Source organism: Deltaproteobacteria bacterium, assembly GCA_030654105.1.
Lineage (GTDB): Bacteria > Desulfobacterota > SM23-61 > SM23-61 > SM23-61 > JAHJQK01.
Genome location: JAURYC010000238.1, coordinates 1 through 19,431, shown reverse-complemented (window position 1 = coordinate 19,431; position 19,431 = coordinate 1). Strand labels below are relative to the sequence as shown.

The window sequence follows — 19,431 nt, the reverse complement described above, 5'->3', positions numbered from 1 at the left end:
TTTTTCAAGCCCCTCTTTCAAGCTCTTTTCTTCTTTCATTATGGGCTTCATCCAACTGTTGTCGAGGGGGACACCCTTAAATAAGTAAGCAACTCAATTAGCAATGTCCTTTCTCTAAATTTCCCCTTTCTGCAGCTTCTCCCTAATCCTTTTCGCTTTCTCGGGCTCAAAGGGGAGACAGGTTCGGGGAAAAAATATTGTGCCCCGGAAACCGCGCTTCGGTTATACTCACGCGTTAGGCGCGTTCCTTTACCGCCGTGGATTTGCGGCCCTTTTGAGGCTTGGTTTTTGGCATGGTCGTAATCAAGGCGCGAAGCGCGGCGTTGACTGACTCTGGCGTAGTGAAGACCTGGGATATGTCAGAGTCAAGGACTACCACGACACGGTTCTTGTCAATTCGGCCTGCAAAGCGGTTCGGACGGGATTTCCGGTAATCAAAGCTGTACTCGGATCGCATTCCCCTTATGTTCCTATTATTTGCGGTTCTCTTCATAATCTTTGCGTTCCTTCCTGGTTGCCAAACGTGCGCTGAAAATACGGACGATGCCTTTGGCTCGTTCGGTAAAACAGACCACCATTAGATCGTTTTTAATGGAGTGACCGATGATGATTTCTCGTATTTCTTCTTCAGAGTGATCCTCATCATCGAAGATGGCAGCCAAGGGGTCATTGAAAACTGTACTCGCTTCATCAAAACTTATTCCGTGCTTACGAAGGTTAGCGGATGCTTTTTGGGGGTCCCACTCGAAAAATACATCCATGTAAACTCCCCTGGCCAGCAGGCTCGATTCATTATTCCTTTTCCCCCATATTACCATAAACTCAATTGGCAATCTACTTCCCGGACCCTCCACGCCAAAGACTATCGGGCGCACACAGGGGTCCGTCCCTACAAAATCTATTTTTGCAGTTCAGGGAGGGAGACGTTCATGCAGGGCGGGCATTGTAAAAATCATAGTGAGGCTATTAAACTTCTGGTTTCGTCCACTTCGCAACCTATCAGGGCACACCCGAACCTGTCGCCCCAAGGTACTGAACAATTTTTAGTTCCGCCCACCACAAAAATTTTGCCGGCCCCCTCAAATATCGTCCCGAATATGTTAAAACATTCTCGGAACGAATTTTCTTCGTTCCGATTCTGCAATTTTGGGGTTTGAGAAAACCGGCAGAATTTTATATTGCATTTAATAGACAAATATGTCATCTTATTGCTATGAAATGGCAAGAGCTCCTGACGATTGCTCGAAACACACCGGTTTTTTCCTCTTCCCTTCTTTTAGCGGGACGCGGTTCCGCCGGCGCTGTGCGGCGGCAACTGGACCGATGGGTCAAATCAGGCCGGCTCCTGCAGCTTCGCCGCGGCGTCTATGCGGTTGCCCCGCCTTACCAGGCCGAGGCTCCCCATCCCTTTCTGGTGGCCAATCACCTGCGCAAGCCGTCGTATGTGAGCCTGCAGTCCGCGCTGTCCCACTATGGCATGATCCCGGAGTTCGTCCCGGTGACGACCAGCGTCACGATGAGCCGCCCGGAAGAATTGCAGACCCCGCTGGGGCCCTTCCTTTTTCGCCATGTGAAAAAATCGGCCTTCTTCGGCTACGCGCAGACTGAGATTTCGCGAGGGCAGCCGGTTTTTCTGGCCTCCCCGGAAAAGGCTTTGTTGGATTTGCTCTATCTCACGCCGGGAAGCGACTCTCCGGCATACATCGAGGAGTTGCGGTTCGAGCCTACCGATCATTTTGACTGGCATGCTCTCCAAATGAATGCCGAGCGGATCGGGAGCCGCAAGCTGAAACGCGCGGTGAAGCTTATTGCGCGCATGACAGGCGGAAAGAACCCTGAGAATCTGCCAAAATGAAGGATTATCTAACCCAAATCGTCGCCCAGCAGCCGAACGACTTCATGAAGCGAAGTGTCGCGCGGGAATACCTGCAGGCCCGTATTCTTGAGGCGCTTCAAGATCGAGGGGCATTCCTCAAGTGGGCCTTTGTCGGCGGAACGGCTCTGCGCTTTCTTTTTGGGATGCCGAGATATTCCGAAGACCTGGATTTCTCCTTGGTCGTTCCCAAAGGAGAGGATGACTTCACCCCCCTCATGCGCAAGGTCAGTTCGGCCTTCCAGGCGGAAGACTACGCCAACGATATCCGGATCCGGGAGAAAAGAGCCGTGAAATCCGCTTTCATCAAGTTCAGGGGGCTTCTTTTCGAACTTGGCATTTCTCCTCGTACAGACCAAATCCTTTCTGTAAGAGTCGAGATGGACACGAATCCGCCCACCGGGGCTACCACAACCACGACCGTGATCAGGAGGTTCGTCACCCTGCATTTGCTCCATTACGACCGCCCGTCACTTCTTGCCGGAAAGTTGCATGCCGTTCTTGCGCGCGCCTATACGAAAGGACGGGATTTGTTTGATCTGGTCTGGTACCTGACGGATCGGACCTGGCCTGAGCCGAATTTCACGCTCCTAAATAACGCCCTGGCTCAAACCGGATGGTCAGGCCCAAAATTGACTGCAGCAAACTGGCGGCGGATGGTCGCGAAGCGGGTGGAGGAAATCCATTGGGATCGGGCCGTGAAGGATGTCCTTCCCTTCCTCGAGCGCTCTCAAGACGTGAAGCTTCTTACGCTCGAGAACGTCAAGAACCTGCTGCTGAACATTTGAGGAGAACAACCGAATTCCCTCTGGTGTATTCCGCCGGGGGCATGGATTAAGTTGCCTGGTTGCAGCGTTAGGGTTTACTAACACCATCAGGCAAAATCAAGCAATGTGCGATCGATGAGCTCCTCATACCATGCCTGGAAACGATAATTATGTAAAAAGCCGCAGTGTCCTCCGTTTATTCTTCCCGCCGAAAGACCTTGGCAAAGGGGTTATTAAAAGGCCCGTTCTCTCCTTTTTTCTTGGCGGCGGAGGGTTTCCCCATGGGAGCTTTTTCCCCCGGCCTGGATTCCCCCTCCTTTTTCCCCGGCTTTTTTTTCAGGGAAAGGGAAATCCGCTTCCTCTCCAGGTCGACGGAGAGGACGGTGACCTTGATCTTCTGCTGGACTTTGACTACCTGATTTGGATCTTTTACGAAATGGTCGGAAAGCTGGCTTACATGGACCAGCCCGTCCTGGTGCACACCGATGTCCACAAAGGCCCCGAAGGCGGTCACGTTGGTGACGATCCCGTCCAGTTTCATGCCCGGTTTGAGGTCCTCTATCTTCTCAATCCCTTCGGCGAAGCGGAAGCTCTCGAATTCCTGCCGCGGGTCACGCCCCGGCTTGGCCAGCTCCTTCAAGATGTCGTTCAGGGTCGGCAGGCCCGTCTTCTCCGTCACATACCTGGAAGGATCGATCTGCTTGCGGAGCATCTCATCACACATTAGATCTTCCACGGTACAGCCCAGGTCCGCGGCCATGGCCTGCACCACCGGATAGCTTTCCGGGTGGACGGCGCCGGCGTCCAAGGGATTTTTTCCTCCGCGGATGCGCAGGAAACCGGCAGCCTGCTCAAAGGCTTTGGGGCCGAGGCGCGGCACCTTTTTCAAATCCTCCCGGGAAGAGAAGGGGCCGTTCTCGTTGCGATAAACAAGGATGTTGGCGGCGAGCTGCGGGCCCAGGCCGGAGACGTAAGTTAGGAGCTGGGCGCTGGCCGTGTTCACCTCCACCCCCACGGCGTTGACGCAGCTTGCGACTACGTCATCCAGGCTGCGCTTGAGGGCGGGCTGGTCCACGTCGTGCTGGTACTGGCCCACCCCGATCGATTTGGGGTCGATCTTCACGAGTTCAGCCAGCGGGTCCATGAGCCGCCGCCCGATGGAGATGGCGCCGCGCACGGTTACGTCGTGATCCGGAAACTCTTCCCGGGCAGCTTTGGAAGCGGAATAGACCGAGGCGCCGCTCTCGTTGACCAAGATTACCGGGATCCCGCCGGGGAGCGGCAGGCTGCGGATGAAGGCTTCGGTCTCCCTTCCGCCTGTGCCGTTGCCTACAGCGACAGCCTCGATCTGAAACTCCCCGCAGAGTTCTAAAACCCTTCGGGCGGATTCCTCCCTTCCTTTTTCGCTGAGCAGGGGGAAAATCGTTTCGTTGTGCAGAAGCTTTCCCTGCCGGTCAAGGCAGACGGTTTTGCACCCCGTTCGCAGACCGGGGTCGATAGCCAGGACGTTCTTCTGGCCAAGCGGGGGAGCCATTAAAAGCTGGCGGAGATTGCCCGCGAAAATCCGGATGGCTTCCTCATCGGCGCGCTTCTTCGTATCCAGGCGGATTTCCGTTTCCATGGAAGGGGAGAGGAGTCGGGTGTAGCTGTCCCGCATGGCCAGGTGAACCTGGTCGGAACAGGCGTTATTCCCTTTGACGAAGAGGCACTCGAGGATGGACAGGGTTTCGGGTTCCGGCGGCAATACGGTAAGGTTCAGGAAACCTTCCTTTTCCCCGCGGCGCATGGCCAGGATTCTGTGGGAAGGGGCCTGGGGTACCGGCTCTTCCCACTCAAAATAATCCCGGTACTTATTTCCTTCCGCCTCTTTGCCGATGCTTACCTTCGTGCGCAAGACCCCGCGGGAAGCAAAAAGGACCCGCAGCGCAGCCCGGGCCGCCTGGTCTTCGCTGATCCACTCGGCGATAATGTCCCGCGCCCCGGCGAGGGCCTCTTCCACGGAGGATATGGACTTTTCCGGATCGATAAAGGGGGCGGCTTCCGTCGCGGGATCCTTTTCTTCCTGGGCGTAAAGGATGTGGGCCAGGGGCTCCAGTCCCCTTTCCCTGGCCACCGTGGCCCGGGTGCGGCGTTTCGGCCGGAAGGGAAGGTAGATATCTTCCAGGACCGACAAAGTCTCCGCAGTTAGAATCTTTTCCTTTAAATCATCGGTGAGGAGCTCCCGCTCCTGGAGGGATTTGAGAATAGCATCCCGGCGTTTGTCCAGCTCGGCCAACTGGTCCAGGCGGTCGCGGATGGCCGTGATCTGCACTTCATCCAGAGAGCCCGTGGCCTCTTTCCGGTAGCGGGCAATGAACGGGACGGCAGCCCCTTCAATAATAAGCTCCGCTGTTGCTTGAACTTGCCGTGCCGCCAGCCCCAGTTCAGTGGCAATCTTCGATACATGTCGTTCATCCATTCTTTCTTTCCGTCTCTTTCCATTGGAGGCCTGCCGGGCAGCCTTGTCGCGCGCCCCTACTGTAATCCCATGCTTTTTCTCGTATCGGCCCTGAAGACAGGCACGGCCTCCGTTCTCCTGGGCGGATTCATGCTGAGGTACGTGGTGGTCTATGCCGGCCAGGTGGCCAGGGTGATTGCTTCTTAAAATTTTGTTGCCCATCAAATCCCGGCTACACACCCGGGCGCCCGCACCATCAAAACCGGAAGGTACCGAGCTTCATTCAACCTCCCAATTTTTAAGGATTGAAAAGCAGATTTTCGCCGCTATCCGCATTTATATACTTTTAATTTACCACCACGGAGCCGGATTTCAAGGGGAATTATTTGATTTGACGACAGCATCGTAGTTCGCCATATGTACGATCTGGAGAAGAGAATAAAAATAGCCAAAGAGATCGCCGGAATCTCTTCAACCACAAGATAGGCTCTTTCTTTGTTTGGATTTTTTTAGTAGTATTTCATGACAGGCTCGACCCCCCACCCTTCCCCTCTCCCCCAATTTGGGGGAGAGGGCGGGGTGAGGGGACATTTTCTAACTATATACCACGCTTTTAAGAAAGGATAAAAAATGGATGTGATCAAAATCATGCCTTGTCTGGATATGAAAAACGGCCGGGTTACCAAGGGAGTCCATTTTATCGATTTGCGGGATGCCGGCGACCCGGTGGAACATGCCCGATTCTACCAAAACGAAGGGGCCGATGAGCTGGCCATGCTGGACATTGCGGCTACGCTAGAAAACCGCAAAACCCGCCTGGAGTGGGTACGGCAAGTTTCTTCTGTTATTGAAATTCCCCTGACCGTCGGTGGGGGTATTAACAGCCTGGAGGATATTGAATTGGTTTTGGAAGCCGGAGCCGACAAGGTTTCCATGAACAGTGCCGCCGTAAATGATCCCGAGTTGGTGAGGAAGGCCGCTCAAAAATTTGGTTCCGCCAAGATCACTGTGGCCATTGACGCCAGAAGAAATAAGGAGATGCCCTCCGGCTTTGAGCTGGTGGTGGCGGGAGGAACCAAGCCGGTAGGAAAGGATGCCATCATTTGGGCCAAGCAGTGCCAGGAGTTGGGGGCAGGCAGCATTTTGCCGACGAGCATGGATGGAGACGGAACATTGGCCGGCTATGACCTGGAGTTTACCAAAGCGGTGTCAGATGTCGTGAAGGTGCCAGTGGTGGCTTCCGGTGGCGCTGGAACGCTGGAACATTTTTATGAAGGTGTGGTCAAGGGTGGCGCCCAGATTTTGCTGGCGGCCTCGGTCTTCCATTTTCGCACCATTCGTATCAAGGAAGTAAAAGAATATCTGCGGGCCAAGGGGCTAAAGGTGATCTTATAAACCCATCTCAAGGTATCCAATGGGGATGTTTTTTAAAATAAACCTTCATCTCTTACCCGCATCCCCTTTTTCGAAGCGGTTCCTCAATTCTTTGTAAAGAACTTTTCCTAATTGATTTTTGGGCAGTTCATCAATAAAGGCAATGCTGCAGGGGCGTTTGTAGCCGGCCAGCTTTTCTCGGCAAAAGGAAAGGAGATCTTCTTCGGTGAGCCTCTCCCCTTCCCGCGGAACCACCACGGCCATTACCCGCGCCCCCCATTCCATGTCCGTGATTCCAATCACGGCAACTTCTTTGACTGCGGGATGCAGGAGAAGTACTTTTTCCACTTCGGCGGGATAAACATTTTCTCCACCGCTGATGATCAAGTCCGTTCGCCGCACTATGAGGTATTGATACCTTTCCTTGTCCACCCGGGCCAGGTCACCCGTGTAAAGCCACCCGTCCCGTAAAGCCTTGTGTGTTGCCTCGGGGTTTTTGTAATATTCCTCCATCACCGCTGGCCCCTTCACGATGATCTCTCCCACTTCATCCCCATTGACATCTTCCCCTTTCTCATTGACCACCCGCACCATCTGGCTGAAATGGGCTCGGCCCACCGAGCCTGGCTTGCGGAAGGCATCACGGTGGGGCAAGAAAGTCGTCAACGGCCCTCCTTCCGTCAAACCCATTAAGTCATCCAACGTTGCCCGGGGAAAGGCTTTCATCAATTTTTCCTTCAACTCCACGGAGGTGACGGCTCCGCCCGTAAAAAGCAACCGCAGGGAAGAAAGATCATACTCCTTCAGATTGGGATGATCCAGGATGCGGACGAACATCGTAGGTACGGCAAAGAAGGCGGTGACTTTTTCCCTCTGGATTACTTCGAAGAACTCCGGCAAAGAAAATCCCGCCAATATCACCACCGTGCCCCCGATAAAAATTGTGGAGAGAACCATGGTGTGTCCGGCCGCAATATGAAAAAGCGGGGTGGTAATGGCAAAAATGTCTGTTCCGCGGAGGCCGGTGTCCACCAGCATATTCAGGCTGTTCCAGATCCTGCTTTTGTGGGTATGCACAGCTCCCTTGGGGAATCCGGTTGTGCCGGAAGTGTACATAATGGAATGGTCATCATCTTCTGTCACCAAAACCGAAGGTTCCTGAATTGATGAATTCTGCAAAAGCTTTTCGTATTCTGAATTTCCTCCAACCTGAATGGCTTTTTTGAATTTATTAAATCCGGGAAGGAGCTTCGCGATATTTTCTTTATACTCAGGTCCGAAAAAAAGAAAAGAGGAGTCGGAATTCTCGATGATATAACCGATTTCCTCTTCTTTCAGACGGAAATTGAGGGGTATGGAGAGGGCACCTATTTTGCTCAAAGCAAAAGAGATCTCGGCAAATTCACTGCAATTGTTGAGAAGGTAGGCAACTTTATCCCCTTTGGCCATCCCCTTTTCTAAAAGGGCATTGGCCAGGCGATTAACCCGCTCGTTGAAAACTTTATAGGTGTGCCGCTTATTTCGGAAGATGACCGCGAGCTTTTCCGGCTGCTCATGGACATTCCGCAGAAGCATATATCCGACATTAAGATTCATGGTTCGTTTTATTTTGCCACAGAGGGCACAGAGATCACAGAGGTAAAAAAACTATTGGCTGATATTCAAAAAAAGAACACACGAGTTTAGAAAAAGGAACCCGTTCACCTCAAAATTCGGTCAGTTTCTAGCCTAAGCCTTTCTTTTGGTTATTCTCTGTGTCCTCTGTGGCTAAAATTTAGCAGATAGCAACGGGACGGACCGGGGAGGCAGTCCCACCGATGATCCTGAGGGGCAAGGCCACAAACAGGGACTCATAAACCCTATCCCGGGCAATCTCCTCCAGGTTGAGCATTTCCATGAGCTGGATTCCCCTCTGGTTTTGAAGGAAGACATGCACGGTCAGGTCAGGAGTCAGTGTAAGTGGTCAGGGTCTGTTTTCCTCTCCCTGTTTTCCTCTCTCCCTTTTCCTTTCCCTTACACTTACACTTTCACTAATTCTTCTTCTCCCTCACAAAATGATTGGCAATGATGAGTTGTTGAATCTCCGACGTTCCTTCGTAAATACGGGGAGCGCGTACTTCCCGGTAGAGACGCTCCAGGGGAAAATCATCCACCAGCACTCCATACCCTCCGTGGATTTGAACCGCCTGATCCACTACCCGCTGGGCCATCTCCGTGGCATAATACTTGGCCATGGAAGATTTGAAAGTTACATCAGGCTGGCCTGTATCCTTGGCCAAAGCCGCTTGATAGACCAAAAGCCGGGCGCAGTTGATCTCTACGATCATGTTGGCCAGTTTGAGCTGGATCGCCTGGTGCTGGGCAATGGGCTTCCCGAATTGAACCCGCTTCTTGGCATAGGCCAACGCCAGATCGAAGGCCTCCTGGGCGATGCCCACCGCATGGGCCCCCACCGAACAGCGCAAGAGGTCCAGAGTCTGCATGGCCACAGTGAATCCTTTCCCTTCTTCTCCCAGCAAATTCGCCCGGGGAACGAGGCAGTCCTTGAATTGCAACTCATTGACCACGTCAATGGCCAGGATCTCCATCTGCCGGGTGACTTCATACCCCGGAGTGCCGGTTTCCACCAGAATGGCCGAAATCCCCTTCGTTCTCAGGGAGGGGTTGGTCTTGGCAAACAAGACGATATATTGAGCGATTCCGGCGTTGGAGATAAAACATTTGATTCCATTGATGCGGTAATGATCACCCTCTCTCAAAGCCGTCGTCTGCAGGCTCCCAGCATCTGAACCCGCTTCTGGCTCGGTCAGGGCAAATGCCGGGATGATTTCTCCACTGGCCACCCGTGGTAAAAAACGCCTCCGTAGTTCTGCGGAACCGGCCAGAACCAACGGATAACTTCCCAAACCCTGGGTAGCAATGCTCGCGCCGGCAAAGTTATGACCCCGCCCCAATTCTTCACGAGCCACGCAGATAGGAAGGGATCGGACAGTTTCATATGCCCCGCCGTATTCCTTCGGAACAAGAAGGCGGTAGATGCCTTGCCGCGCCATGCGTTTGACAATTTCAATGGGATACCTTTTCTTTTTCTCTATTTCCGCAACCAGGGGCCGGATTTCCTGGTCTACGAACTGGCAGGTTTCTTCCTTTAATTTCTTCAATTCCAAGGGGAGTTCAAAGTCCATATTTTATTTTCCCTTCTAAGCAGTTTTTCCGTCACTAAGCCCAGGATAAATCCGAAATTCGAAGCACGAAATCCGAAACGAATTCGAATATCTAAATGTTCTAAAAAGCTTTTAGGGAATTTGAATTTTGGTCATTTAGATATTGTTTCGAGTTTCGATATTCGGATTTCGAATTTTATCTGCTTAATCCATCCGATATTTCTTCAGCTTCCCCTCGTCAAGGATTGCTCCATTTCCCGGGCGCTTGGGCAGTCCAATGATTCCGTCTTGGAGAGAGATCGGCTCGGCCAGCAGGTCATCTTTCAGGCAAAGGAAAAAAGATATCTCACTGGGGTAGGAAACATTGCGGCGGGCAGCGCCAAAATGAGCACTGGCTAAAGTTCCAACCCCGGTCTCGGCCTGGGTGCCCATCAAACAGGGAATTCCGGCCATTTCAGCCTGGTGAATAATTTTCAGCGAGAGCGTGTAACCTGTGCGCGGAGTCTTGATGCTTATGATCCCGATGGCCCCGAGATCGATCTCCCGAGCTACATCCTGGGGGGTAAAGACACTCTCATCTCCCATGATGGGGATGGATATGGCTTGGGCAACCTTTTTCCTTCCTCTCCAGTTCCACACCGGAATCGGCTCTTCCACAAAAGCGAGCCCGTACTCTTCCATCTTCTTAATCGTACGAATGGCCGTGGAAACATCATAGGCCATATTGGCGTCGGCATAAATCAATACATCCGGCCCGATACTCTCTCGCAGTGATTTAATGACCTGGATATCCTTCCCGGGATCAATTCCCACCTTGACCTTGAAGGCTTTAAATCCTTTGGCGCGCATGTCCATCGCTTCCTGGATCATTTCGGAAATGGAGCGCATGCCGAGCATCCAGCTCACGGGAAGGCGGTCAGAAGAGCCTCCCAGGATTTCCCAAAGCGGAAGTCCCCGGGCTTTGGCTGCCGCATCCCATAAAGCCAGATCGATTGCTCCTTTGGCTGTGGGATTCCAGTGAAGGGTATCGAATTTGGACCAGATTTTTTCAGTATGGTTTGGATCAAGGCCAATGATCATTGGTCCAAACCAGTTTTTGATGGCATAGAGAATGGAGGCCTGGGACTCCCCATAAATCGTGGGTCGGGGGGTGGCCTCGGCTATGCCGATGATTCCGTCATCCGTATGAACTCTGACGAGAACATGTTCCGCGGCCTCAAGATAGCCCGCCAGACCCCACTTCAAAGGAGTAAGGTAAGGAATTTTAAAAGGAATCGCTTCGATCTGGGTAATTTTCATATCAACCCCTTTTTTCAATTTGCCATAGAGGTCACAGCGCGGCATAGCCGCAACCAAAAAAACATTAGCCACAGAGGGCACAGAGATCACAGAGATCTAAAGAAAGATCTTAAAAAAGACAATTTAGGACACAGATAAACATAGATAAAATTAAAAAATTCTTAAAAATTTTTTCAGAAATTGAACGTTAGTAGTACAGAGAACACAGAGTTATAAATACCGTAAAAACCGTGAGGCGCAAGGTGTAAGGCACAAGGCCTAAACCGCAGGTTCATAACTTTAGGCACTTTAGCTCACTTTAGGCACTTATTTTTTATTTGCTCATTCTCTGTGTCCTCTGTGTCCTCTGTGGCAAAAATGCTTTTAGAAGTATTTCCACAATTCCCGTTTATCCATCGCAGGATCTAAAATGCCCGAGAAGACGATCTGTCCCAGCTTGATCACCATAATCTTTCCGGCTATCCGTTTTACCTGCTCGAAGTTCTGCTCCACCAGCATGATCGAATTCTTATAACGGCGGTTGATCTCCGCAATGTTATCCATGACCAGTTGCACAATCCGGGGAGCCAGCCCGAGGGAAGGCTCGTCCAGGAAAATAAGGGTTGGTTCATGCATCAGGGTCAAACCCACGCTGAGCATCCGTTGCTCCCCTCCGCTCAGGGTTCCAGCCCTTTGCTTCTTTCGCTCGTCAAGAATGGGGAACATTTCGAAGATCTGTCGGCAGCGCTTCTTTAGAGTCTGCGAATCCAGGCCAAAGGAACTGATCTCCAGGTTCTCCATGACCTTGAGGTCGGGGAACAAGCCCTGCCCCTGGGGCATGTAAGCAATTCCTTCTTTGACATTGAACCCCGGCTTCCGCCCGGTGATTTCATGACCCCGGAAGAAAACCTGGCCTTCCCAGGGAGAGAGAAGCCCGAAAAGGGTCTTCAGGAGAGTGGTCTTCCCGCCCCCGTTGTGCCCGATCGTTCCCACCACTTCCCCGTCTTCCATGCCGAATGCGAGCCCATGGAGGACCCTTTTATTCTGGTACCCGCTGACTAAGTTTTTAACTTCCAGAATCATCGTATTTTCCATTTAAAAAAAATTTTGAGTTGTGAGTGGTAAGTCGTCAGTCATCAGTAGTCAGTCATCAGTAGTCAGTTCCTTTTGGCTTTTAACCTTGAATTTTTTTCTTTAATCTCTTACCTCGAACCTCGTACCTGTTTCCTTGCCCCTTGTACCTTAAACCGATATTGATTGCTCAGTCCTCAGTCCTCAGTCCTCGTTACTCGTCCTTGGTCCTCGTTCATCGAGCCTGCCTTTCTTATCCGCCAAAATAAATCTCCGCCAGCTCGGGGGTGTTCATGATTTTTTCCGGAGTTCCCTTGGCCAGCACTTTTCCTTCGTTAAGGAAAACGATCTCATCCACCATGGCCTTGATGACTTCCATGTTGTGCTCCACGATGCAAATCGTCTTGCCGTATTTCACCAGATCTTTTACCAGGGGGAAGAGATTTTCCATGACCATCGGGTCCAGGCCTGATGCCGGCTCGTCCAAAAGAATCAAACGAGCTTCCGTGGCCAGGAGACGGGCCAGGCTCAAAAGCTTCTGTTCCGCAAAAGAAAGATTCCCGGCGAGCTCGTCGGCCTTATCGTCCAATCCCACAAATTTCAGATAACCCCGGGCTTTCTCTCGATTCTCTCTCTCTTCGCGGGAAACCTGGCCGAAGCGCAGGAAAGCCCAGATCAGGTTCTCCCCGGTCTGCCGGGGTCGGGCCACCAGGACGTTATCCAGTACCGTCATGTTGTGGAAGAGCCTTAAATTCTGGAAGGAGCGGGCGATCCCCAGCTGGGTTATGCGATAGGCCGGAAGGCCGGAGATGTCTTTCCCGGAGAAATCGACCGACCCCGCATCGGGGGAGTAGAAGCCCGTGATTACGTTGAAGAGGGTGGTCTTCCCGGCGCCATTGGGCCCGATGAGCCCGACGATCTCCCCTTCCAAGAGATCCATAGTGCAATGGTTGACCGCTTTCAGTCCGCCGAAATTTTTACTGACCCCATTTAACCGGAGGATTATCTCGGGAGAATCAGGCCTGGCCTTCTCCTGAAACAGACCGGGAACTCTTCCTCCGACCCCTCTTGACGCCGGCCTCGCTCCGTCCCCATTGGGTAAAGGCTCGGGCTTCTCCTCTTCTCTTCTAGGACGGGCGGCAAACTCCCCCACGAAACCCTGGGGTCGGAAACACATGAAGGCAATGAGGACCGCGCCATAAGCGATCTGGCGAGTAAAACCCACTATCAAAGGAGAGATCTCCATGAAGCGAAGGGCCTCCATCACCGAGACCAGAATGACAGCCCCAACCACCGGCCCCCAGGCATTAGCGGCCCCTCCGATGATGACCACGGCAAAGATCAGGATCGTATCGTTGATGGTAAAGTTTGCCGGGCTGATGTAGGTCATGTAATGGGCAAACAGGCTGCCGGCGATGGCTGCCAGGGCTCCGCCAGTCACGAAAATCCAGATCTTAAAAGCCCGGACGTTCTTCCCCAGGGATTCGGTGGCCACCTCATCCTCCCGGATGGCCCGCAGGATTCGTCCAAAGGGAGAATGGACAATCCGCCAGCAGGCCAGAAAAACGATTGCGGCGAAACCGAACATCAGGGGGATAAAGGCCGTCGGAGTTGAAATTTGATAGCCAAAGAGAGAAGGCCGGGGAATACCGGATAGGCCGGCCGCGCCTCGGGTCAGGTCAATCCAGTTTACCAGGACGGTATAAACAATCATCAAAAAAGCCAGGGTGGTCACGATGAGGTATTCATCCCGCACGCGAATGGCCGGTATGGCCACGAGCAGACTCACCACCCCGGTGACGATCATTCCGGCCACGATTCCCAGCAGGAAATTGATCCCGAAATGGACGCCCAGGAGCGCCGAAGTGTAAGCCCCGATGGCAAAAAAGGCGGCATGGCACATGGCGATGAGGCCGGTATATCCCAGAATGAGGTTGAAGGATAAACCCAAGATCGCGTAGATGGCGATCATGATTAAGATGTGAAGTATATAGTCCATAGCGAACTTCGTTCCAAGATAAAATGTAAAATGAAAAATGATATTGTTAAAGAGCTTTTATTTTTCATTTTGACTTTTGCAATTTTCAATTGGCAATGCCAATTTAGATTTTGCCCCTGTAAACCCGGAATCCAAACAGCCCCGTGGGTTTCAAGATCAACACCAGGACCAGGACGACGAAAGCAATCCCCACCTGCCATTGGGAGGAAATCTTCCAGATGCCGATCGATTCGGCCAGTCCGACGATGATCCCGGCCAGGGCCGCTCCGGGAATGCTGCCGATCCCCCCGATGATCACCGGTATGAAGGAGTAAAGAATGGCCCAGTGACCCAGGTCGGGCGTGGCTCCCCTTTCGATGGTCACCAGAACCGCTGCCGGCGCCACCAGCAAAGACCCCAGGGCAAAAGCCAGGAGAAAATACTTTTGGGTATCGATGCCGATCACCTCGGCCATCTCGGGATTGCTGATCACGGCGCGTAAAGCCTTCCCGCTCTTGGTGCCATGGAGGTAAAGCATCAAAGCGGCAAAGAAAGCTCCGGCGGTGATGAACATGACGATATGCAGATTATTGAAGCCCACCTGGCCGATTTTAATGACCTTCATCGGGAACCCTTCCAGGGGCTTGGTATCCGTTCCGAACCCCATGGCGATCAAATTTTCAACGGTGATCAGAGTTCCCAGGGCGGCGACGAAGATGACCAGATGAGTGGCAAAAGATTTTCGGAGGAAGCGGTATAAGATCCCTTCCAGGGCCATTCCGAAAAGAGCCGCTGCCAAAACGCTCCCGGCCGCAGCCAGGATTAAGGGGAATCCCAACTGCTGGAAAAGGTAGGCCGCATAGGCGGCGATGACAAAAGTCGCTCCGTGGGCAAAATGAAAGGTCCGGGTCACGGCGAAGATCAACCCCCAGCTGATACCCAAGAGCATATAAATGCTTCCCAGGGAAAGTCCGTTGATGGTGAGTTGGATTAAGAGATCCATGGAACCCCTTCATAAAGCGGGGCGGGCTTAAGCCCGCCCCGCTCTGATATCCACTGCAGAGGACGCAGAGAACACGGAAGAAAACTTCAAAACCCAAGCACCAAATTCCCGACAATGATCAAAACCACATTCTCAAACCGCCAACCCATTTGTGAAGGTTCGAATTTGGATTTTGAAATTTGGAATTTATTTATGATGTTCTCCGCGTTCTCTGCGGTGAAAAATTCTATTACTTGATTTCGACGTAACTCTGGAAGACCGCTTCGGCGTTCTTCACCACGAAAAGGGCGGTCTTCTTCTTGCAGGTTCCATCTTCCGGGTTAAATTCTACGTCCCCACCATAGACGCTGGGGAACTTCTTGATTTCGACGAGGGCATCCCGCAGGGCTTTCCCATTCCACCAGTCCCCTCCCTTGGCCTTGGCTTTTTTGATCAACTCCGCCAGGATATAGACCCCTTCGTAATAGTTGGCGGCATAGAATTCCGGGTCTTTGCCGGTCTTGGCTTTGTAATTGGCTACAAAACTCTTGGACCAGGGGTCATTGCTCTTGGGGTCGAAGAAATCGGTGACGGCCTCATAACCATCTGCGGTAGCGCCAGCGAGCTTGGCCGCATCCGGGGTGAACTCGACACCCAGGATGGGCTTGTTGAATCCCATATCCCGCGCTTGTTTCACGGCAACGCCCCAGTCTTTCCCCCATTGCCACAAGGCCAGAAAATCCGGATTCGCCGCCATAATTTTAGAGAGGTAAGTCTTGTAATCCGTAGCCCCGATCGGATGCGCTTCGGAAGCCACGACCGTGCCTCCCATGGCCTTCCAGCGGGGCTCCACATATTTCTGGGTGCCGATGCCGGCATCGTCATTCCAGTAGAGAGAGGCCATCTTCGTGAATCCCCTCTCCTTCGCCCGTTGAATTACGCCGACTCCATGCATCACCGAGAGCATACGGTTGTTGAAAAGGTACGGGCTGGCCTTCACCAATTTGGGGCCCACGCCCCCGCCGTTGAGCAGCAGTACGTGCTTTTCGTTGGCCACGGGCACGATGGAGAGGGTGGGTCCGGTGTACGAGGTGAAGCTGAAGGGGACCTTGTCCACGTTGACCAGTTTGTTGAAGCCGTTGATGGCCGCGGCTCCCGAACCGCTCTGGTGGTCTTCGACGGCCGCCTTGAATTTAACGCCGTCGATGCCGCCTTTCCCGTTGATCTCATCCATGGCCGTTAGAAAACCCCGGCTCATCACCTCGCCATACCAGGACCCGGCCCCGGTCATGGCCAGGATCGCCCCGATCTTGAACTCTTTGGGGTCCGCGGCCTGGGCCGAAAGGCTGAAGAACAAAAAACAAACAAAAATAATTCCGGTGATCCATGCTCGCTGCTTCATTTTCTCCTCCTTTTTAGTTTTATTTCTGGCAACCAAGGATTACTAGTTCTGGATTATAATTTTCCCGGCCACCGTTGTCAAATTTTTTACCCACCTTTAAACTCTGGCTTCCTTTTTTCAATAAAGGCCTGCAGGCCTTCAGCAGGGTCCTCCGTCGCAAAACAGAGCGTTTCGGCCATAAGTTCATAGGCCAAGCCGGCCTGGAGAGGGGCTTGAAAGGAATAATTCATCACCTCTTTGCCAAGCCGGATGGCGATGGGAGAAAGGGGACATATTCCCCCCGCGATGGCCACTCCTTCCCCATCCAAATCTTTGATGATATTTTGGAAAGGGATGAGGATCCTCCCTTTTAGACAATTTTGAATAACCAAAAATCAGAGAAACCAGAACCACATCTCCCGCCTCGATCTTCACCTTCTGGAGGGCCAGCGTCTCCTGGATATCTTTCCGCCTGATGGGATAGCCTTTTTCTAAAACCCCGACTTGCTTAAGCCCCGGGATATCCAGAAGGATACCGCGAGCAATGATGGGCGGGGTTTCTTCGATACTGCGCCGGGATAAGCCGGTCAGGTAATCCTGCTCCCGGGCCGTTTCCACCCCGCCAAATAGCTTTCCGTTTTTGGAAATGTGCCCGACCGCATCCAGGTGGGTTCCCGTGTGACCCCCGAAGGCAAATAAGTCATTGGCCGAACTTCCGCCTCCTTCATACAACACATCCCCGGGTTTGCGGGCCAGTCCGAAGACAAAAGGCGGATGGAGGGGATGGTGGGGCATTCCCGGATGCCAGGGTTGTCCCAGGTCGTAGATTTTTCCTTCCGTGATGAGCTCTTTCAATTCCGGTCGAAACATGGCCTCGTTCCTTTACTTTCCCTTGAATTGAGCGGGGCGCTTATCCAGGAAAGCCTGGATGCCCTCGGACCGGTCTTCGGAAGAGAAGCAGAGCGTTTCCGCCATGACTTCATAGGCCAGGCCCGCATTCAGGGAAGACTGGGCAGCCTGGTTAATGGCCTCCTTGCAGACTCGAATGGCGACGGGGGAAAGGGAACATATCTTCTCCGCGATGGCCAGGCCTTCCTGGTCCAGGTCCTTCAGGGGAACGGTCCGGTTGACCAGGCCGATTCGCTCCGCTTCCCGGGCGTCGATGACTTTCCCGGTGAACATGAGCTCCTTGGCCAGCCCGGCTCCTATAAGCCGGGGCAGCTTCTGGGTGGCCCCTCCCCCGGGAATGAATCCCAGCAGGATTTCCGTCTGCCCAAACTTGGCATTTTCCGAAGCGATCCGCATGTCACAGGACAGGGCCAGTTCCACCCCACCCCCGAAGCAGAACCCGTTGATCAGGGCGATGGTGGGAATGGGAAAGTTCTCAATGTCATTGTAGAGCTTCTGACCCAGGGTGTTCATGTACTGGAACATCCCCAGCGGGGAGAACGTTTTCAGGTCGTTCACATCCGCCCCGGCGATGAAGGATTGTTCCCCCGTCCCCCGGAAGATCAAGACCCGAATGCTCTCGTCCTTCCGGATCTGTTCCAGGGCCTCGCCCATCTCTTTGCGGGTCTCCCGGTTCAGGGCGTTCCGCTTCTCCGGCCGGTTGATGATGATCCTGGCAATCCCTTTATCCTTTTCGAAGATGATATTCTGAAAAGCCATATATCCTCCCAAAGAAAAAGTTTCAAGTTTTGGGTTTCAAGTTTAAATTTAATAGGACGCAGATTTACGCAGATAACCGCAGAAACAAAAAAGACGCTATGCGCATAGCGCTAACCGCTAAGCGATTTTCTGTGTACATCCGTGTCCAAAAAGGAAATTCCTATACAATCAAGTTCAAAGTCGAAATTCTAAAGTTCCCGGTCCAAAGTTTCTGATACTAAGCTCCGTGCCCAAAGTTCCTAATGGATTTTTTGTTTTCGTTCTTTAGTCTTTAACCTTGAACCTTGGGCCTTTTTTCCCTCCGAGTCTTCTGCGTTCTCTGCGGTTAACATTTTACTGTCGGCCGGGAATTTTCCATAATCTGGACTCGGCAATATCCAGCTCCTCCTGCACTACTTTGATTTCCTCGGCTTCGGGGGCTGGGATGGCCGCGAGTTTATCCGCCGCTTTGAGTTCCCATCCAACGCTGGCTTTGATCTTCTCCACATCAGCGTTGGGATAGACTCCCCAGAGATAGGCCTCTTTGGAGACGGGATCAAACTTGAAGACCCCCAGAGATGAGATGATCATCTCCGGGCCGGTATCCGGGCGAAAGCCCGCGCGAATTCGGGAATCGTATCCGTCCAGGTATCCTGGGGTCGTGACGTAATCCACCCGGGCCGGGAAGCCATCTTTGGTCGTCCGGTCGGATAGCATGAAGAGTTTTTTCGAGTTGGCCCCGAGGTCCGCCGCTCCCCCCGAACCGGCAAGCCGGGCCTTGGGCTGCTGGTAGGGCCCGATGCAGGTGGAATTGATGTTGCCATACCGGTCCACCATGGGGGCATCGATCATGGAAAGGGGCAGGTGCCCTGCGGCCAGGAACCCGCAGAGGGTGTCATAGGTCTCCCCGGCAAACGCCAGATGGGGGCTCAAAATCAAATCCGCCCCCGTGTTGGGCATGACCGGGCAGTAGGTCCTCTCGACCCCTCCCCCTTCATACACGCAATAGATGTCCGGAGCGTGCAGCCGCCGGGCGACACGAGAGGCCACCATGGGCCAGTGAAAACCGACGAAGAGAGCATCGCCGTTTTTAATCTGTTTGGCCGCCGTGAGGATCATCATCTCGAAGGGAGTGAAATTTTCCATTATGCTTGTTTCCTCCAGCGCAATTCCGCCTTTTTCTCTGCTCCCAGCTTCTTGAGGTATTCAGCCCGGTTTCCCACCCCGTACACCCATTCATCCAGAAACTTCTGGAACCCCTCCACGGTCTTTGAGGCTTCCGCGTAGGCCGCCTGGAACCAGATGTCCCGGTAGTAGTGCTCAAATACATCCGATGGATGGGCGCCCCAGGGTTCATGGACCACAGCGGTCACCCGGAATCCCGGAAGGATGGTTTTGTACGGCTCCTTCAGAATGGTCGCCTGGTCTACGATTTCTTCGGCGGAGACGATGACCTTCTTTCCGGCGTTGGCCGTCCCC

At 53.0% G+C, this 19,431-nt stretch carries 18 protein-coding genes; 3 read left to right on the top strand and 15 right to left on the bottom strand.

Annotated features, from left to right (window positions below):
- Nucleotides 1–235: 235 nt before the first annotated feature.
- Nucleotides 236–493, bottom strand: coding sequence for a hypothetical protein (locus Q7V48_10090; protein ID MDO9211079.1), 258 nt, complete (start codon nt 491–493; stop codon nt 236–238).
- Nucleotides 474–761, bottom strand: a complete 288-nt coding sequence (locus Q7V48_10085) for a BrnT family toxin (GenBank protein MDO9211078.1) — start codon at nt 759–761, stop codon at nt 474–476. Before Q7V48_10085 ends, Q7V48_10090 begins: the two co-directional genes overlap by 20 nt.
- Before the next feature lie 392 nt (nt 762–1,153).
- Between Q7V48_10085 and Q7V48_10080 the strand changes: the two genes are divergently transcribed.
- Together Q7V48_10080 and Q7V48_10075 are read left to right on the top strand one after the other, a co-directional pair.
- The gene (locus Q7V48_10080) at nt 1,154–1,855 is read left to right on the top strand and encodes a type IV toxin-antitoxin system AbiEi family antitoxin domain-containing protein (GenBank protein MDO9211077.1); all 702 of its coding nucleotides are present in this window, start codon (nt 1,154–1,156) and stop codon (nt 1,853–1,855) included.
- Entirely contained in the window at nt 1,852–2,661 is an 810-nt protein-coding gene (locus Q7V48_10075) for a nucleotidyl transferase AbiEii/AbiGii toxin family protein (protein ID MDO9211076.1), read from the top strand. Before Q7V48_10080 ends, Q7V48_10075 begins: the two co-directional genes overlap by 4 nt.
- Nucleotides 2,662–2,836: 175 nt before the next feature.
- Here Q7V48_10075 and Q7V48_10070 read toward each other — a convergent pair whose 3' ends face one another.
- A complete protein-coding gene (locus tag Q7V48_10070) occupies nt 2,837–5,098 on the bottom strand; it encodes a Tex family protein (protein MDO9211075.1) in 2,262 nt (753 codons plus the stop codon).
- Between the two features lie 609 nt (nt 5,099–5,707).
- Here Q7V48_10070 and hisF point away from each other — a divergent pair.
- Nucleotides 5,708–6,472: an imidazole glycerol phosphate synthase subunit HisF gene (gene hisF / locus Q7V48_10065; protein ID MDO9211074.1), complete on the top strand. Its 765-nt coding sequence runs from the start codon at nt 5,708–5,710 to the stop codon at nt 6,470–6,472.
- A 45-nt stretch (nt 6,473–6,517) separates the two neighbouring features.
- Here the strand turns inward: hisF and Q7V48_10060 are convergent, their stop codons facing one another.
- The 12 genes from Q7V48_10060 to Q7V48_10005 all read right to left on the bottom strand — a co-directional run.
- A complete protein-coding gene (locus tag Q7V48_10060) occupies nt 6,518–8,047 on the bottom strand; it encodes a long-chain fatty acid--CoA ligase (GenBank protein MDO9211073.1) in 1,530 nt (509 codons plus the stop codon).
- Between the two features lie 178 nt (nt 8,048–8,225).
- Nucleotides 8,226–8,348, bottom strand: a complete 123-nt coding sequence (locus tag Q7V48_10055; GenBank protein MDO9211072.1) for a hypothetical protein — start codon at nt 8,346–8,348, stop codon at nt 8,226–8,228.
- A gap of 133 nt (nt 8,349–8,481) precedes the next feature.
- Nucleotides 8,482–9,636, bottom strand: a complete 1,155-nt coding sequence (locus Q7V48_10050) for an acyl-CoA dehydrogenase family protein (protein MDO9211071.1) — start codon at nt 9,634–9,636, stop codon at nt 8,482–8,484.
- 183 nt (nt 9,637–9,819) lie between these two features.
- On the bottom strand, nt 9,820–10,914 hold the full coding sequence (locus Q7V48_10045; protein ID MDO9211070.1) for an enolase C-terminal domain-like protein: 1,095 nt from the start codon (nt 10,912–10,914) through the stop codon (nt 9,820–9,822).
- 363 nt (nt 10,915–11,277) lie between these two features.
- Nucleotides 11,278–11,976, bottom strand: coding sequence for an ABC transporter ATP-binding protein (locus Q7V48_10040; GenBank protein ID MDO9211069.1), 699 nt, complete (start codon nt 11,974–11,976; stop codon nt 11,278–11,280).
- Nucleotides 11,977–12,217: 241 nt separating this feature from the next.
- Nucleotides 12,218–13,963 (bottom strand): branched-chain amino acid ABC transporter ATP-binding protein/permease, encoded by a 1,746-nt coding sequence (locus Q7V48_10035; GenBank protein MDO9211068.1) that lies wholly within the window; start codon nt 13,961–13,963, stop codon nt 12,218–12,220.
- 103 nt (nt 13,964–14,066) lie between these two features.
- Entirely contained in the window at nt 14,067–14,945 is an 879-nt protein-coding gene (locus Q7V48_10030) for a branched-chain amino acid ABC transporter permease (GenBank protein ID MDO9211067.1), read from the bottom strand.
- Between the two features lie 229 nt (nt 14,946–15,174).
- The gene (locus tag Q7V48_10025) at nt 15,175–16,326 is read right to left on the bottom strand and encodes an ABC transporter substrate-binding protein (GenBank protein MDO9211066.1); all 1,152 of its coding nucleotides are present in this window, start codon (nt 16,324–16,326) and stop codon (nt 15,175–15,177) included.
- 183 nt (nt 16,327–16,509) lie between these two features.
- Nucleotides 16,510–17,175: a cyclase family protein gene (locus Q7V48_10020; protein ID MDO9211065.1), complete on the bottom strand. Its 666-nt coding sequence runs from the start codon at nt 17,173–17,175 to the stop codon at nt 16,510–16,512.
- A 12-nt stretch (nt 17,176–17,187) separates the two neighbouring features.
- Nucleotides 17,188–17,973 (bottom strand): enoyl-CoA hydratase-related protein, encoded by a 786-nt coding sequence (locus Q7V48_10015; protein ID MDO9211064.1) that lies wholly within the window; start codon nt 17,971–17,973, stop codon nt 17,188–17,190.
- A 333-nt stretch (nt 17,974–18,306) separates the two neighbouring features.
- A complete protein-coding gene (locus tag Q7V48_10010) occupies nt 18,307–19,098 on the bottom strand; it encodes a CoA-transferase (GenBank protein MDO9211063.1) in 792 nt (263 codons plus the stop codon).
- A partial coding sequence (locus Q7V48_10005) for a CoA transferase subunit A (GenBank protein ID MDO9211062.1) occupies nt 19,098–19,431 on the bottom strand: 334 nt, incomplete at its 5' end. The genes Q7V48_10010 and Q7V48_10005, both read right to left, overlap by 1 nt.

Excerpts from the sequence above, each read along its gene's own strand:
- Q7V48_10090 (MDO9211079.1), bottom strand. The coding sequence starts at position 493 with ATGAAGAGAACCGCAAATAATAGGAACATAAGGGGAATGCGATCCGAG.
- Q7V48_10085 (MDO9211078.1), bottom strand. The coding sequence starts at position 761 with ATGGATGTATTTTTCGAGTGGGACCCCCAAAAAGCATCCGCTAACCTT.
- Q7V48_10075 (MDO9211076.1), top strand. The coding sequence starts at position 1,852 with ATGAAGGATTATCTAACCCAAATCGTCGCCCAGCAGCCGAACGACTTC.
- Q7V48_10070 (MDO9211075.1), bottom strand. The coding sequence starts at position 5,098 with ATGGATGAACGACATGTATCGAAGATTGCCACTGAACTGGGGCTGGCG.
- hisF (MDO9211074.1), top strand. The coding sequence starts at position 5,708 with ATGGATGTGATCAAAATCATGCCTTGTCTGGATATGAAAAACGGCCGG.
- Q7V48_10060 (MDO9211073.1), bottom strand. The coding sequence starts at position 8,047 with ATGAATCTTAATGTCGGATATATGCTTCTGCGGAATGTCCATGAGCAG.
- Q7V48_10055 (MDO9211072.1), bottom strand. The coding sequence starts at position 8,348 with ATGGAAATGCTCAACCTGGAGGAGATTGCCCGGGATAGGGTTTATGAG.
- Q7V48_10050 (MDO9211071.1), bottom strand. The coding sequence starts at position 9,636 with ATGGACTTTGAACTCCCCTTGGAATTGAAGAAATTAAAGGAAGAAACC.
- Q7V48_10045 (MDO9211070.1), bottom strand. The coding sequence starts at position 10,914 with ATGAAAATTACCCAGATCGAAGCGATTCCTTTTAAAATTCCTTACCTT.
- Q7V48_10040 (MDO9211069.1), bottom strand. The coding sequence starts at position 11,976 with ATGATTCTGGAAGTTAAAAACTTAGTCAGCGGGTACCAGAATAAAAGG.
- Q7V48_10035 (MDO9211068.1), bottom strand. The coding sequence starts at position 13,963 with ATGGACTATATACTTCACATCTTAATCATGATCGCCATCTACGCGATC.
- Q7V48_10030 (MDO9211067.1), bottom strand. The coding sequence starts at position 14,945 with ATGGATCTCTTAATCCAACTCACCATCAACGGACTTTCCCTGGGAAGC.
- Q7V48_10025 (MDO9211066.1), bottom strand. The coding sequence starts at position 16,326 with ATGAAGCAGCGAGCATGGATCACCGGAATTATTTTTGTTTGTTTTTTG.
- Q7V48_10020 (MDO9211065.1), bottom strand. The coding sequence starts at position 17,175 with ATGTTTCGACCGGAATTGAAAGAGCTCATCACGGAAGGAAAAATCTAC.
- Q7V48_10015 (MDO9211064.1), bottom strand. The coding sequence starts at position 17,973 with ATGGCTTTTCAGAATATCATCTTCGAAAAGGATAAAGGGATTGCCAGG.
- Q7V48_10010 (MDO9211063.1), bottom strand. The coding sequence starts at position 19,098 with ATGGAAAATTTCACTCCCTTCGAGATGATGATCCTCACGGCGGCCAAA.